15 protein-coding genes are annotated in these 15,171 nt (G+C 44.0%); 9 read left to right on the top strand and 6 right to left on the bottom strand.

The annotated features are described in order from the left end of the window. The first annotated feature begins 1,288 nt into the window (after window positions 1-1,288). Entirely contained in the window at window positions 1,289-2,998 is a 1,710-nt protein-coding gene (locus tag F6K64_RS34425; RefSeq protein ID WP_287249444.1) for a GspE/PulE family protein, read from the top strand. Here F6K64_RS34425 and F6K64_RS34420 read toward each other — a convergent pair. Further along, on the bottom strand, window positions 2,926-3,195 hold the full coding sequence (locus F6K64_RS34420) for a hypothetical protein (RefSeq protein ID WP_131827266.1): 270 nt from the start codon (window positions 3,193-3,195) through the stop codon (window positions 2,926-2,928). The two genes, F6K64_RS34425 and F6K64_RS34420, sit on opposite strands and share 73 nt — an antisense overlap. 572 nt (window positions 3,196-3,767) lie before the next feature. After that, on the bottom strand, window positions 3,768-4,253 hold the full coding sequence (locus F6K64_RS34415) for a tellurite resistance TerB family protein (RefSeq protein WP_287267775.1): 486 nt from the start codon (window positions 4,251-4,253) through the stop codon (window positions 3,768-3,770). Window positions 4,254-4,623: 370 nt separating this feature from the next. Here F6K64_RS34415 and F6K64_RS34410 point away from each other — a divergent pair, with 370 nt between their 5' ends. From F6K64_RS34410 to F6K64_RS34395, 4 genes are all read left to right on the top strand, one after another. Next, on the top strand, window positions 4,624-4,791 hold the full coding sequence (locus tag F6K64_RS34410) for a hypothetical protein (protein ID WP_287249448.1): 168 nt from the start codon (window positions 4,624-4,626) through the stop codon (window positions 4,789-4,791). Between the two features lie 115 nt (window positions 4,792-4,906). Further along, window positions 4,907-5,767 carry an RNA-guided endonuclease InsQ/TnpB family protein gene (locus F6K64_RS34405; protein ID WP_287249450.1) on the top strand — a complete coding sequence of 287 codons (861 nt, stop codon included), beginning with the start codon at window positions 4,907-4,909 and terminating at the stop codon, window positions 5,765-5,767. Beyond that, a complete protein-coding gene (locus F6K64_RS34400; protein ID WP_287267773.1) occupies window positions 5,733-6,248 on the top strand; it encodes an RNA-guided endonuclease InsQ/TnpB family protein in 516 nt (171 codons plus the stop codon). The genes F6K64_RS34405 and F6K64_RS34400 overlap by 35 nt, the downstream gene beginning before the upstream one ends. 30 nt (window positions 6,249-6,278) lie before the next feature. After that, entirely contained in the window at window positions 6,279-7,226 is a 948-nt protein-coding gene (locus F6K64_RS34395; RefSeq protein ID WP_083374008.1) for an NAD-binding protein, read from the top strand. A 180-nt stretch (window positions 7,227-7,406) separates the two neighbouring features. Here the strand turns inward: F6K64_RS34395 and F6K64_RS34390 are convergent, their stop codons facing one another. Continuing rightward, complete coding sequence (locus tag F6K64_RS34390; protein WP_287267772.1) at window positions 7,407-7,754, bottom strand: hypothetical protein; 348 nt, start codon at window positions 7,752-7,754, stop codon at window positions 7,407-7,409. A 490-nt stretch (window positions 7,755-8,244) separates the two neighbouring features. Between F6K64_RS34390 and F6K64_RS34385 the strand changes: the two genes are divergently transcribed. Together F6K64_RS34385 and F6K64_RS34380 are read left to right on the top strand one after the other, a co-directional pair. Beyond that, complete coding sequence (locus tag F6K64_RS34385; RefSeq protein WP_008186770.1) at window positions 8,245-8,496, top strand: element excision factor XisH family protein; 252 nt, start codon at window positions 8,245-8,247, stop codon at window positions 8,494-8,496. After that, window positions 8,481-8,792, top strand: coding sequence for an element excision factor XisI family protein (locus tag F6K64_RS34380; protein ID WP_008186771.1), 312 nt, complete (start codon window positions 8,481-8,483; stop codon window positions 8,790-8,792). The genes F6K64_RS34385 and F6K64_RS34380 overlap by 16 nt, the downstream gene beginning before the upstream one ends. A gap of 6 nt (window positions 8,793-8,798) precedes the next feature. Here F6K64_RS34380 and F6K64_RS34375 read toward each other — a convergent pair whose 3' ends face one another. Together F6K64_RS34375 and F6K64_RS34370 are read right to left on the bottom strand one after the other, a co-directional pair. Beyond that, entirely contained in the window at window positions 8,799-9,806 is a 1,008-nt protein-coding gene (locus F6K64_RS34375; RefSeq protein WP_287267770.1) for a glycosyltransferase family 2 protein, read from the bottom strand. A gap of 40 nt (window positions 9,807-9,846) precedes the next feature. Further along, the gene (locus tag F6K64_RS34370; RefSeq protein ID WP_287249459.1) at window positions 9,847-10,047 is read right to left on the bottom strand and encodes a hypothetical protein; all 201 of its coding nucleotides are present in this window, start codon (window positions 10,045-10,047) and stop codon (window positions 9,847-9,849) included. 1,072 nt (window positions 10,048-11,119) lie between these two features. Between F6K64_RS34370 and F6K64_RS34365 the strand changes: the two genes are divergently transcribed. Both F6K64_RS34365 and F6K64_RS34360 read left to right on the top strand, forming a co-directional pair. After that, on the top strand, window positions 11,120-13,999 hold the full coding sequence (locus tag F6K64_RS34365; RefSeq protein WP_008186778.1) for a tetratricopeptide repeat protein: 2,880 nt from the start codon (window positions 11,120-11,122) through the stop codon (window positions 13,997-13,999). A gap of 318 nt (window positions 14,000-14,317) precedes the next feature. Next, a complete protein-coding gene (locus tag F6K64_RS34360; RefSeq protein WP_008186780.1) occupies window positions 14,318-14,842 on the top strand; it encodes a calcium-binding protein in 525 nt (174 codons plus the stop codon). 102 nt (window positions 14,843-14,944) lie between these two features. On the opposite strand, the gene F6K64_RS34355 is transcribed toward F6K64_RS34360, so the two are convergent. Then, window positions 14,945-15,124: a hypothetical protein gene (locus F6K64_RS34355; RefSeq protein WP_287267768.1), complete on the bottom strand. Its 180-nt coding sequence runs from the start codon at window positions 15,122-15,124 to the stop codon at window positions 14,945-14,947. Window positions 15,125-15,171 lie beyond the last annotated feature (47 nt).

Here is a 15,171-nt window from a genome sequence, read left to right as displayed (position 1 = left end):
TGATAGCTGATAGCTGATAGCTGATAGCTGATAGCTGATAGCTGATAGCTGATAGCTGATAGCTGATAGCTGATAGCTGATAGCTGATAGCTGATAGCTGATAGCTGATAGCTGATAGCTGATAGCTTACTAAAACTCTATTAGTCTATCTTTAAATAAAGAGGTTAATATTAGTTTAATTTCCCACAAATTTATGATTAGTTTAAGAGCTGACAGTAGACTTTCACAAAAAATTGATATCCTAGGAATTTATTAACTATTTCTTAACTTAAAATTAACTTTTTTTTGGACTTACTTTCATAATTTACTCCTAGACTATTTAGCGCTGCTCATACAAAGTTGGACAAAACTGTGTCTTTACCGTCGCTCCCAATGGCGACCTATTCCTCTGTGAAGATGGTTCAGCAAAGCCAATTCATCGTGGGAGTTACTCAGTAAGGTCAGCTCTACAAGTTCGGTGCTAACCATTCAGCTTATGTCCTATGGGCACGCTACTTGAGGTGCCATCAGCTATCAGCCATCAGCCAATACGCTACAGATGGTGCTACTTGAGGTGCTATCAGCTAATGCGCTATGGGCACGCTACTTGAGGTGCTATCAGCTAATGCGCTACGCGCACACTACTTGAGGTGCTGATGCGCTACAGATGGTGCTACTTGAGGTGCTAATGTAAACTTTTGTAAAAAAAATTCTCTCTTTGCGTAATCTTGTTGATTTCCGTCTGATAAATAGATAGAGTTTGGCTCTTGCTTAGCTGTTAAAACTACAGCAAAAAAACTAGAGCAAAAAAAGGTGTTTATAGGAGGTAAAACGTCTATAGTAATGTTGGGAATTGATCAGATATAATCATTGGAAAAAACTAGGTAAGCGTATGTAGGTAAGCCTAGGTAGGCTTACCTAGGTTTTGTGAAAGTAAAAAGGTAACGTTATATATAAAGATTAGATAAAGATTTATATATAACGTTAATGTAAGCATTCAGATATCAGCTCTCAGTAGTAGGGTGGGCAAATACCAAGCCAATCACCATTTAATCTGGAATTATGTCATTTGCCCACCCTACAATAACTATAGCTTTTGAATAAAATAAGCTGACGGCTGACAGCTGACGGCTGACAGCTGACGGCTGAATGCTTACACGTTAATCTCTCAATCCAATATCAACCAATGGCAATAGCAATCACTCGAAAACTGATATAGTCAATAAGCACCCAGGTGTTTGGGAAAGTAAAACTGGAAATTCATCAATAAAAACTGTTTAATTTAGTTTAATTTAGTGGGGTAAAAATCATGCAAACTGGCGTTAAAACTTCATCGGCTTGGAGGAAGTTGAGAAAGGGTGAAATTAACTGTCAAACAGCCCTTAAACTCTTGGTTAACCCACAAGGAGAACTAAACGTTAACCTGCTGGATAGGGAAGTCAGCTCCCGGTTCTTTAAGCCATTCCCCAATCGCCAAGATTTACCTCCGGTGATTCCGCTGCTACTGTGGCGCAACTGTTATTACCTGGGTACCCCAGTCCAGTTATCCCCAGAGCAGCTCAAAAAATTAAGCGATCGCACTTTCACCGAAATCAAAATTATTCCCATTGCACCGAAAAGCTACAAGAGATGGTACCACAGGGAAAACAATAATGCCAAATCCATCAGTTCGGTAGCCTTTGTCAATCCCCTTACTGGTGAGGTGGAACAAGAAGACATTACCGAAACCACAGAATTGTATCTGTCCCAAGCGGCTGACCAGATTGAGCGGATTAAAACCATTATCTCTGGAGCTCTACGTAACCGCGCCAGTGATATTCACCTGGAACCGATGACTGATGGCTTAAGAGTCCGCTATCGCATTGACGGGATTCTTAGGGATATAACTACCTTACCGTCAGACTTGGGTCGAGCAGTGGTGGTTGCTCTCAAAGTCATGTCTGATATGGACATTGCTGAAAGCCGCCGTCCTCAAGATGGTCGGATTGGGGAAAACTATGCGACTGGGGAGGAGGCAGGACTTGGGTTAGATCTGCGGGTGAGTACCCTCCCTTGTGTGGGGGGAGAGAAAGCAGTGATTCGCTTATTACCAAGAGAGAACCCCTTTTCTGGCTTGGAAGAGTTAGGCTTTTCTGACGAAGAGCTTAAAATCTATAAAGGTTGGTTGCAGCAACCCCAAGGAATGGTTATTCTCACCGGTCCGACTGGTTCTGGTAAAACTAGTACGCTATATAATTCCCTGCAAGGGTTAGCCACGGAACATGTGAATGTAGTAACGGTGGAAGACCCAGTGGAGTATGTCTTACCCCGGATTACCCAGACCCAAGTGAATGAGGCAGCCGGGATGACCTTTGCCGCAGGGATGAGGGCAATTTTACGCCAAGACCCGGACATCATTATGGTGGGGGAAATTCGGGATGCTGAAACCGCTGAAACAGGGATTCGAGCGGCTTTGACCGGTCACTTAGTATTGACCACTCTCCACACCAATGATGCGGTCAGTGCTATTCCTCGTATTAAAGATATTGGTCCGGAACCGGGTTTAATCAGTGATGCCCTATTGGGAATAGTGGCACAGCGTTTGGTGCGCAAAGTATGTCCCCACTGTCAAGAACCTTATACCCCGACTTCTGAGGATTTGCGGAAGCTGAGTTTGAGGCCAGAGGAAGCTAATCTCAAAGGTTGGCGCAAAGGAAAGGGTTGCGCCAAGTGCTACAATTCCGGCTATTTAGGACGGGAAGCGATTGTAGAGTTACTGGATGTAGATGATACGGTGCGCCAGTTGATTTATGAGGGAACTATGACTCAGTTGCACCGTTACCTGGATAAAATTAGTTTTTATTCCTTCCGGAAGGCGGCGATTGAAAAGGTAACCAAAGGGGTAACCACCCTAACCGAAATCTTACGAGTTCTACCCCACAGTGCTTTGTCCTGTAAGTCTCAGGGTCAATTGGACAAGCCAAGAGCTGCTAAAGTGAAATCCCTAGATGAGATGGCTCCAAAAAGGAAATACGGTTGATTTACACTGCTGGGTAGGGAGTAGGGAGTAGGGAGTAGGGAGTAGGGAAACAGAAGAATATTGAATTTTTCTGCCATGGTGCCAGTGGGCAGATTGTCTAGCTCAACCACACTCCTAAACCCACTGAATTGGTGGGATTCACCATTCCACCAGAGAGTCAATTCAGGTAGTTGCATATTAGTGGAGGAACTAATCATAACAGATTTCTACTGTGAAAGTAGAGACAGTTGGAAATCCGCAGATAATGTTTGACTTAACCTTTACTCGTAATTTAAGCGCTACACTAATTGTTGTGACTCTGCTTAGCATGAGTTTATCTACCGTGGGTCATCATCCCCAAACCATGACGAAACAAAAACGATTCACTCCAATTGGAAACGCGATGAGAATGGGTTTAGTCATCAAGGGTCAACAACTTCGCTACCGTTAATCGGGTGCATCTGATATTTCTCAAAAAGAAGGGGAAGTGTGGGAAGTGTGGGGAGATGGGGAGATGGGAAGAGATTGAATTTATAAACGGATGCTACCAGATTTTAGAATAGAGTATTGTTTTGCGATCGCTTAATTATTATTACTATTATATCAGTTATAAAATAGCTACACAGTAAGCATTCAGCTATCAGCATTCAGCTAATGCGCTACAGATGGTGCTACTTGAGGTGCTATCAGCCAAAAGCTGACGGCTGACGGCTGATAGCTTACCTTTCAACTTCGACTATTCTGGTAAAACTCTGGGACGATTACTGTCGTGGTATACTCACACTGTCGTCTAGAATGTGTTTACGTGAATCAATGACTTACGCATCTTAACAACAGTTCGTTCCATCTCTACTAAACTTTCTAGAGTTAAAACAATATCATCAGCAACTCCGATGATTTTTGCTGCTTCTTTTACTTTGGCTCTCTCTGCGTCAGCATAAACCCCATCAGCTGATGACATCTTAATGGCATGATATATCAAGCTGTTTGCTGCTGACAAAGTTTCAACATCAGCTTTTATATCGGGCAACAACTCTTGTAGGTTAGCATTTTTGTAATCAAAAGACTGGTAGAGTCCTACAACGTCTTCAGGGGCACCAAATTGATTTTGGTGATTGATTAACCACTGCATTTCTGGGTCAGAAACCTCTCCATCACCTCCGGCAATAGCTAACAAAGCGTAACCATAGTTGACCATAGCTTGGAATGAGGCTGAACTAAGTCCGTACTCATCTTTAGCAAAAGATGAAAGAGTTTGCATTTTATCGTCAGTCATATATTTTATCCTGTTTTACCCTTACAGCTTGTTAACTCTTCGGATTTTATCTTTGATGGGATAATATTGCAACTGTCTGATTCAGGTAAAGGTAGCAAAGCTGAAACAATAATGTGCCATGCAAAGGCTGAAAGACTAGCTGGATAAAGCTTTCAGCTCAAAAATTTCCCGTAAGGATTCAGATGTGGAGAGAGGGGATGACCAGGCAGGGCAGGGTACTTGAACCCTCATTTTAAAACTGCTATTGCGGTTATCATGTTCATGAGGTACAGAGGATTTTTGCTCTCTTCCCTGTTCCCTAAAATCCTGGATTTTGTCCATCACCTCATTGAGAACTACTATATAAATGATTAACCTAAATTAAGATAAGATGATCGACTTTAAGGTCTTTGAACAAGCACGGCAAAAACATCCCCGCTCTGAAGCGATGCCATTTATGGCTGAGCTGAGACAACAGATGCGTTCGCGTAGCGTGGCCTACGGCCAATCGCATCAGCCTTATAAAATTCCCCACAAGCCGAAAACCCCGTGTTTTTAAACCGGGGATGAAGGCTGATAGTGGCTTTAGCCACCGTGAGTAAAGTCGCACTAGTAGTTGTCGATTTGTGCTAGCTGTGTTAGCATAACAGTACAACAGAAGAGGTCGATTTCTGATGATCATTCTTGAGTTCAAGGCATACGGCAAAAAACATCAATATTTAGCCATAGAGGAGGCGATCAGGACAGTAAAATTTGTCCGCAACAGTTGCCTTAGGTTGTGGATTGATAATAGAGGCATATCAAAATACGACCTCAACAAATATTGTAGAGTTTTGGCTAAAGATTTTGATTTTGCCAGTGAATTGAACTCAACCGCTCGACAGGCTGCCGCTGAAAGAGCATGGTCATCGATCGCCCGCTTCTATGACAACTGCAAGAAAAAAGTCCCCGGAAAGAAAGGGTTTCCCCGATTCCAGAAGCATTGTCGCTCGGTCGAATATAAGCAATCAGGATGGAAGTTGTCCCCTGACAAAAAATCGATCACATTCACCGACAAAAAGGGAATTGGAAAACTTAAGCTCAAGGGGACATGGGACTTGTGGAGATTTGATAAGAAACAGATAAAACGAGCTCGGATTGTCAAAAGAGCCGACGGGTACTATGTTCAATTTTGCGTCTCAGTCGATGTAAAGGAACAATTAAAACCTGCTGATGCGACCGTCGGTTTAGATGTAGGTCTAAAAGATTTCTACACCGATTCCAGAGGCAAGACTGAACCTAATCCTCGTTTTTACAGGACTGGGGAAAAGCGGTTAAAGTTTTATCAGCGTCGAGTTTCCCGAAAAAAGAAAGGCTCAACCAATCGTAAGAAAGCAATTAATAGATTAGCTAGACACCACCTTAGTATAAGTAGGCGACGTGAAGAGCATGCCAAGAGACTGGTTAGAAGTTACCGCAAGAAGAGTGCAGCCTTTATAGTTGGTAGGCTATGCATCAAAGGTGGCAGGTTTTGTTGTAAGGCTGCACTCTTCTAAGGTTTCGTCTCCGGCACGCTGCGTAGTCCGGTCTAACGACCTGGTGGCCTATGAAGATCTAAGGGTCAAAAATCTAGTAAAAAATCACTGTTTAGCGAAGTCTATTAATGATGCAGGTTGGTATCAGTTCAGGAAATGGCTAGAGCATTTTGGTCAAAAGTTTGGCAGAGTTACTGTCGCAGTTAATCCTGCTTACACTAGCCAAAATTGCTCTGACTGTGGTGAAGTCGTGAAGAAGTCACTATCAACTAGAACCCATATCTGTCAGTGTGGTTGCCAGTTAGGTAGGGACCATAACGCTGCCATCAACATTTTGAACAGAGCTTTGGGTACGGTGGGGCACACCGGAACCTGTGTCATCGACCCGTTCGCGCAGCGTCGGGTCTCCCGAAACGCTTGCGGAGAATTGACCTCTACTCTTCCTGATTCCGGTCTGGTTGAGCAAGTTGGCTCGTTGAAGCAAGAATCCCCGCGTCTTTAGACCGGGGAGTGTCAACAAGGATTAAGACTATTGCATCATATCCACTTGACCATAGAAACTGTCTTTAAAGTTGAACCGTTGCTGTTGGCTGGTGCGGAGCTTACCGTGTCTTGCCCTAATTTTATCGACCCTAACCCAGAAGCGGTGGAAATTTTACTCAGTGCTAATGTTGAGCTTAATCTGGAAGGTAATTTTGAGGATAACTATGATATTTGTTTAGATCTTTATGGAGAGTTACCCACACTACTCACCCCTCGCCAGGGAGTGGTAGAGCTAACTAAACTCGATAACACTATCTATCAATCCTTAGATATTCCCTATCCCTTGATTTCTGTGGATGACAGTTCCCTAAAAAATATAGAAACGTTCTATGGGACTAGTAAAGCATTTGTCAAAGCCTTCCACCAGTTAACTAACGAGTCATTAGTGGATAAGAATTTGATAATCTTTGGTTGTGGAAAAGTTGGAAAAGGACTAGTTAATGAATTATTAGGCTTAACCAAGGAGCTGGTGGTCGTCGAGAAAAATCCTAAGATTTTAGAACAGCTTAGGGCTAGAGGAATCAAAGGGTTACACGCTGAGGACCTGGATGGCATTAGGGCAGCACTCAAGGAGGCTTTTTGTGTTGTAACCTGTACGGGAGTTAATGGAGTACTTTCTAAGGAGTATGATTTAGACAAGGAAGATTTCAGTGGTAAGTATCTTGCCAACATTGGCGCAGAAGATGAATTTGGTGATAACTTCTCAGATGCCGAAGTGCTTTTCAAAAAAGCTCCGATCAATTTTTCCTTAGCAGAACCTACTCCAGTTCAGACTCTCGACCCAGTCTTCTATGCCCATAACATAGCCATTGACTTAATTTTATCGAAGGAATTGGAACCCGGTTACCATTCATTCCCTAGTCATATTGCTCAGGAAATAGTAGAGAAATGGGGAAACTATCATGATCAAGATATAGCATTGTTAGTTGAGATGTAAACATAGGATTGGTATAAAAAGGGAGTAGGGAGTCGGGAGCGGTGCGACCCGTGGCGAATTTAATTCGCCTACGGAAAGCGCACCGAGGGAGTAGGGAACGTAAGCATTCAGCTGACGGCTGACGGCTGACGGCTGACGCCTGAATGCTTACCTATAGTCTTTTAAGGATTAATCCCGTCATCACCAGTTGTGATTATGTTCATAGTCCCAACACTCTCCCTGTTCCCAAGCTCTTCCTGTTGCTTCACAGTTGTAGGAGTCATTAATCCAAGGAATACTGGTTGGATGGGCGGCAAAAATTTTATTTTTAACAATAAAGTTATCATTTTTATTAGGTGTTGTTGTCTGACTTATCTCTTTGATAAATAAGGATGATGGTAATAATCCAAATAGCAAAAATTTAATAATAAAAAAATAAAGACTCAATACTAAGCTTGAAGTAAGGTTGATCCCTAAGATTTTTTTTTGTTTAGTTTTAGTTTTAAAATTGCGTTCACCTGGAAGTTGATAAATATATTTATAAACCATAAATAATAGTTTAGGTTTTTTTCTTTGAAATCAGCGTAGCAATTATCGGTTTACGAATAGGTTTGCGTTAATGTTTAACTTCTGTATGTTATGTATAACTTTTGTTGACGCTTGACCCTTGAAAGCACTCACCATAACCATTTCAGTGATTCCACCTACAGATGATGGCAAAATGGCAAAATTGTGAAATGGAGAGATGGGAAGATGAGATGTAAGCATTCAGCCGTCAGCTATCAGCTATCAGCTTATGCGCTACTTTAGGTGCCATTGGTCGTAGGCCAGACTAAGGAAACAGCTTTTGAATAAAATAAGCTGACGGCTGATAGCGGTAGGCTGAATGCTTACAGTTAAACGAGCAGGGATTTTCAACCAGCCCTAACAGCACCCCCCAGCTTGTTTACTACCTCCCGTTGATTAGCTGACTGCTGACTGCTGATGGCACCTCAAGTAGCACCATCTGTAGCGCATATGCTTACTTATTCAGTTATTAATGAACTGGAAAAAACAATGGGACAGCTTCAGCTTTACCAATGGGCTTTGGAGGGACAAGAGCCAGAACGACAGTTTCCCCCCTTTTTTAAGGGGGGTTAGGGGGGATCTATTGTTTTTAGCTATCAGTAAAACAAGTTATCTTCGGCATTTCAAAACAACAATTTTTCAGCTAGCCGTCGAGAGGAATAAAATCAACTTATTAGTTTATGAACCCGAGCAAGAGGCTATTGTTGAATGGATCACTCACTAAACTATGGCGATATTCTGAAAGAAATCCTGCAAGAGGAAACTCGCGCCCAACCAAGTATACAAGCGATTCGGCTTTATCCTGTTTGCGATACCGAGACTGGTCACTTCCTAGTTCTGGCTACTGGCTGGGATAAACAACGCTGGATTAACTCGATTTTGTTTCACGCTCGCTTGGTTAATGGCCAAGTTGTTATTGAAGAAGATAACTTTGAGGAAGGGTTGGCCTCGGCTCTGATTTCCGCTGGTATCCCTGCAGAACATATTATCACTGGTCTTGATTACCAACTGATGGACTAGTTTCAGTTAGTACAACCTATACCCACCTACCAACATCGTCTCTCTCCCCTGAGCCATTACCCATTGCATCAACTGCTGCCACTCTGGTGACTTCCCTAACCCATCAGCATCAAACTCCCCGCCCCAATTCCTGGAAAACTCGGCAAAATTCTCTGCCCAATGTACTACTGTCTCCATCGGGAAATAAGGACTATAGCCCCAAGCTTCCTGTAAATACTTGATCATTTCCCTGGGATGTCCTGTATTATATAAATACCAAGCAATCCATACTAGGGTTCCATAACGCACCTGATTTTCTAATAGACGGATGCCTGGTGGTAAATCAGCCTGTTGAAAGAAGTTGTCAATGGCTGCCGACAGGGAGCGAGCTTGAGGAAGTCCTTTGTGCATGGCACTTTGGTGATGTTGCCGATAGCCTACGGTTACCTGACGCAACCAAAGGGCAGGACAACCCTTGAGGGCTAATCGTAGGACTATTTCTGTATCTTCAGCGGGTGGAAACCTGGGGTCAAACCCGCCAACGGACTCTAACCAATGGCGACGGAACATCATGGCACTAGGCAGGACTGGCTTCCACAGTAGCCAACTTTCTAAGTTTAATTCTGGTACTTTCTCCCATGGACGTACTGTCATTAGTCGCTTACCCTGGGAATCGACACGGTACCAACCACTATGGACAATTCCCAGATGGGGTTGTGCTTCAAATACTGCTAACTGGGCAGCTAACTTACCTGGCAGAAAAAAGTCATCGGCATCAAGGAATGCGACAAATTCACCCAAGGCTAGTTTAATGCCATGGTTCCGGGCCAGGGAGACTCCTTGGTTTTCTTGATAAATGTAACGAATGCGTCCGCGATAGGGTTGCAACACTGATCGAGTCTGGTCTGTTGAACCATCATCAATGACCACTACCTCATAGGAACAGGCTTCTTGATTCAGCACACTTTCCACTGCTTCGGTAATATAGCGATCGCAATTATAGGCGGGAATAATTACACTGACTTGTGGTATCATTTCTGACCCTCCCATGACCCGATTGAGAACTGCTATAGCCTTATATAGCAAAGGGAACAGGCAACAGGGAACAGCGGATCTGGGAGTAGGGAACAGGGAGTAGGGAACAGGGAGTAGGGAATATGGCATCAAAAATTCTCACAATTCCTACACAAATCCCGATAGTAATTAGGTAAGCATATGCGCTACTTGAGGTGCTGCGCGAACAGCTGTCAGCCGTCAGCCGTTGGCCGTTGGCCAATAGCTGATAGCTGATAGCTAATAGCTGATAGCTGATATAGCAGAACTCAGAACTCAGAACTCAGAACTCAGAACTCAGAACTCAAACTCTTGCGCTTCTTGATGCAATAGCGAGTGGGGGAAACCCCCAAGACCGTAATGGTGCTTTTTCCGTTGGCGAATTAAATTCGCCACGGGTCGCACCTCTGCATCGCTTACAAAGGGTGTGAGACTAATGTCGATGTCCTAACTGCCCTGACGACTGCTATATATAGCGTTTCTCGTAGCTATGAGGTACACATTATTTTTTCCCTCTTCCCACTTCCGACTTCCCTCTTCCGAAGTCCCTGCTCCGAAGTCCCTGCTCCCTAAAAACCAGAAATTTGTACCTCACAAGTCGTAGAATTGCTATATACTGGTTTAGGTAATCTCGTCGTCTAGGTAATGACTAATAGGTAATTAAAAATAACAAATTGCTAATAACCAGTTACCAATTTTGTGTCCTTTGTTACGGTGATCTGAACTCGTTTTAACTAGACGTTAATTATAAAAACTCTAACGGTTGAAAACCGCGATGCTGGCTGAACGCGGGGGAGAGTTCAACTATCCATCTGCCCAAGCTAGTTCTAACCCCATCATTCAACTCCAAGGGGACTCCCGTTATACCCGAAGGGTTAGGGCGTGTTTTCAAAGTTTTCCGCAAGATATTAGATCCCCCCCAGCCCCCCTTATTAAGGGGGGAGCCATACTCAAAGTCCCCCTTTTTTAAGGGAAACGGGGGTACTCGGAGTTTGAAGACACGCCCTAGGGGGAGGGGAATCGGAGAGTGGATATGTTGCGCTTTTTGATAATCTATGCTAAGATAAAGGCATATTAAATCGCTCAAAAAGTGCAGGTTTGCGCGCAAGCTGAAAAGCCCCTGCTAAGAGCGTAGACCAAAAGACAAGTAAGCTCAAGGATTTAATCGGAGAGTCTAGAGGCTGTTTGGTTCAGCCGTTAAGAGTTTTGTAATCTTAAGAATCCCAGCGACCTAGGAGCCGCTTCGCGAACGCTATAATCCCGTGATTTAGCGATGGGAGTATCAAAGCTGCCTAATGATCAAGGTTGAACCAACTTACCAACAAGTCAAGGCTTATTTAGCCAAGAAGCAATGGAGTCAAGCCGTTGCTTGTTGTCGCCAAGCCCTGAAACGGCAGCCTGATTCTGGGGAATTCAATGTCTTACTAGGCTTTGCCCTAGCTGCTCAGGGAAAGCCCAGGCAAGCAATTTATGCCTATAGTAAAGCGGTGCAACTCCAACCGGAGCAAGCTCAAACTCATGCCTGCTTAGGTGAGTTATATAGTAAACTCAAGGATCTCTCAACAGCAGAATGGCATTATCAACAGGCTGTTTGGCTACAACCCGGTCAGGCTGAGTACCATTACAATCTAGGCATCACCAGGCACAAGCTGTGGGAGTGGGATGCTGCCAAAGAAAGCTATCAGCAAGCGATCGCTCTTAACCCCAAGGATGCCAAAGCCCACTATCACCTAGGAGTGTTGTATGGTGAACGGGGTCAGTTAAAGGAAGCCACCAACAGTTATCGCCAAGCCATTACCAACCAGCCAGATTACCTCAGCGCTTATAATAACTTGGGCTGTGTTCTCTACGAGCTAAAACAATTCGAGGCAGCAAAGGCGGTCTATCAACAAGGTATCGACCAACAAGGTATCGACCATAATCCTAAGTGGGGCACTCTGTATAATAATCTGGGTAAGGTGCTGCAAGCACAAGGTAAGGCAGCTGAGGCTCTGGTGGCATACAGTAGTGCGATTGAGTTAAACCCAGATCTAAAATCAGCTTACTTAAATCTGGGTCGGTTATGGCAACAGAAGGGGAATTATCCGGTAGCAGTGCAGTACTTTGAAAGGCTGCTTAGGCTGGATCCAGAACAGATATTGACCTACAGTGAATGCGCCAGCGCCCTGATGGCTCAGGGGAAACTAGCCCTAGCCTTTGACTATTTACGAAAAGCGATCGCATTGCAACCAGCTTTTGTGGAGGCTTATTGCCAACGTGCTAAAGGTTTACCAGGCCAGGACATACTTGAGCGATCGCAAATCTATTGTTCTGGATTTCTTGAGGCACTACGGAACAAAGAGGATACTTTCCAAGTCTGCCTTTATCTGTGGCAGACTTATCTGTATTTAGGGGATACCTTGTTTGAGTATGGTGCAGCAAAGCAGGCTCAAATGTATTACCAGAAAGCTTTACAGATTCAGCCAGACCAGGTTGAGTTGTATATACGGTTAGGGGATTGTTTAGCCGAGCAGCAGCGACTGGATGCAGCAGTGATGGCTTATCACATGGGTTTAGCCTTGCAACCAGCTCATCCTCAGATTTATCTACGGTTAGGGCAAGTCTTGAGCAAACAAAAGCGGTTCCAGCAAGCCCTTGAATACTACGAAGCCCTCTGGCATATGCACTTAGAAGAGGGCAAGGGCAGCGGTAACCTTGGCAGTCTCGGAGTCTTGCCGAGAGATAACTATAGTGCTAACCCTCTCACCTCCCAACCCCCTCACCCGATCAAGGGGATTTATGAAACAACCAGGGACTGGTATATGAGGACAGAGTGCCATGGCTGCTACTACATAGAGGTACCTTGGTCAACCATCGAGAAGGATTGGCAATATACGGGATCGAGGGAATTTGAAGTTTCTGTGAACCATGGTTTACAGGACAATGGTTTCCCAAAGCATCTCAACACCATGTCCATGGTAGCGCCGCCAGTTTCTGCCCTGGCTCCTATATCTGTTGAACCCAGCCAGTCCCAGTCTCAGGCTCAGTCTCAATCCCGGTCTCAATGTGGCGGTGTTACCTGTAATCGATGTATGAGACGACTGTGTAGCCAGTTTCAGTCAATTCATCTCGGCAAGAGGGTCTATCAGTGTAACCCACCGGAAACACTGTCTGTGGATTCCCCTACTGTCTTTGTGGCGACTATCCCACAAGGACGGGCTTGGATTGCCCCCCAAAGCAGTTACTGGAAGATTTGTCATAGCATCGCCATCATTACTCCAGATGATTATTTGCTATCTGACGTCTCTCGAAATTACCCATGGTATTTACCTGGATGTGAGAATTACGACCCCAGAAAGCATCTAATATTTAGTCTGGAGCAGATGCCGCCTTTAGAGTACATAGATGGCACAGTAGCGGTTCTATCGGGATTGTCGGGACATGGCTACTACCACTGGATGTTTGATGTCCTGCCTAGAATTGAAATCCTGCGCCGCAGTGGGATAGATTTCCCTAAGATTGATTGGTTTTTGATCAACACGCCACAGCAACCCTTTCAACAAGAAACCCTCAATTGGTTAGGCATTCCTGCTAACAAAATTATCTCCAGCGATCGCTACCCCCATATTCAAGCCCAGGAGTTAGTCTTACCCTCCTTTCCTGGACATTTTGATTGGGTACCGAAGGGTACTATTAACTTTCTCAGACAGAGGTTTTTACCGCAAACTCTGGAATTAAGATACCCAGAGCGGATCTACATCACTAGAGCTCAAGCCAGACATCGACAAGTTCTCAACGAAACTGAGGTCAAGGAGCTGCTATCCCAATTTGGTTTTATTACCATTGCCCTAGAAAGCCTGTCTGTGAGGGAACAAGTTGCTTTATTTGCTTCTGTCAAAGCAATTGTTGCTCCCCATGGCGCTGGTTTGAGCAATACTGTATTTTGTCGCCCTGGTACTCAAATCATAGAACTAGTGTCACCGAATTATGTGAGAACAGATTACTGGATGATTAGCCAACAGCTGGGACTGAAACATTACTATTTAAAAGGAGAAAACTTTGACTGTCAACCTATTCGTAAACTCATGTATACCAGCTCACTAACAGAAGATATCTTAGTTAACTTAGATTCCCTTTATTCAGTAATTCAAATTACTGGTCTAAATCAGCTATGCTCAAGGGTGCATAACCAATAAGGAGGCAAATGATGCCATGGATTCAGTAAAAATATTTGGGCTCTACCAAACTTGCTGTGTAACAATATTAGGGAATAATTGCTATAAATAATCCTTATTGGGCGGGACTTTGAGTTTTTAATAGAATGTTTTTTGAGAAATAACCAGTCCCATCAGACCTAGTGGTCAATAAGCGCGGTTTTATACACACTATGTTCGGTATAACCACTAACTATTTGATAATCAAAAAAACTAATCTTGTTTGTGGCTAAAAATTCTGTAATAAATTATAGTTGATAGGTGGTAATATCAACTAGGATAAAGAAGGAGTTATAGTAGATGTCTTCTATTGTTGCTGACCCAGATCTTGAAGTTATCCCAACTAATGAAGATGGCTTCGTGATTTTAGGACCAGACGATAAACCAGTATTTGTTGATGGGAGCGATGGTCTAGATGTTATTCAGACTGGTGACGGAACCGATGAAGTTAGTGGTGGTGACGGGGATGATGTGCTCTTGGGGCAAGCAGGGGATGACCAAATCACTGGCGATGAAGGGGATGATGTGGTGCTGGGTGGAGAAGGAAATGATAACCTGATCATAGGACCAGGCACTGATGTGGCGATCGGAGGTCCTGGACATGATACATTTACCTTCGAGTTCTTTGACAATCAACCGGATATTATTACTGAGTTTAACTCTGGAGAAGATCGGATCGTGATTCCTGGGGTTGATGACCAGACTAACGTGACTTACGACTCGATCACTGGTGAGCTAAAAGTCGATGGGGAAACCATTGCTCAATTGAGTTCAGGTTTGGATGTTGAAATTAATAAAACTGACGATGGTTTTGAGATACTCTAGTAGGTCAGTTATCAGCAATCAGCAATCAGCAATCAGCAATCAGCAATCAGTAAGCAGCAATCAGTAAGCAGCAATCAGTAAGCAGCAATCAGTAAGCAGCAATCAGCTATCAGCAATCAGGTTATGCTTTACATCATAGGCTAGAACCCTGTGCCACGATACTTGAGTGGCCATTGGCCAACGGCTGACCACTGACCACTGACCGCTGACCGCTGACCGCTGACCGCTGACCGCTGACCGCTGACCGCTGACCGCTGAATGCTTGATTTGAGTTGTGAACATGTTTTATGAAGGAAAGGCAACAGGCAAAAGTTAATCAAGTAGCGCTG

The organism is Moorena sp. SIO3A2, assembly GCF_010672265.1.
Lineage (GTDB): Bacteria > Cyanobacteriota > Cyanobacteriia > Cyanobacteriales > Coleofasciculaceae > Moorena > Moorena producens.
The sequence above is the reverse complement of the archived record's forward strand: the minus strand, read 5'-3'. Positions and strand labels throughout refer to the sequence as shown.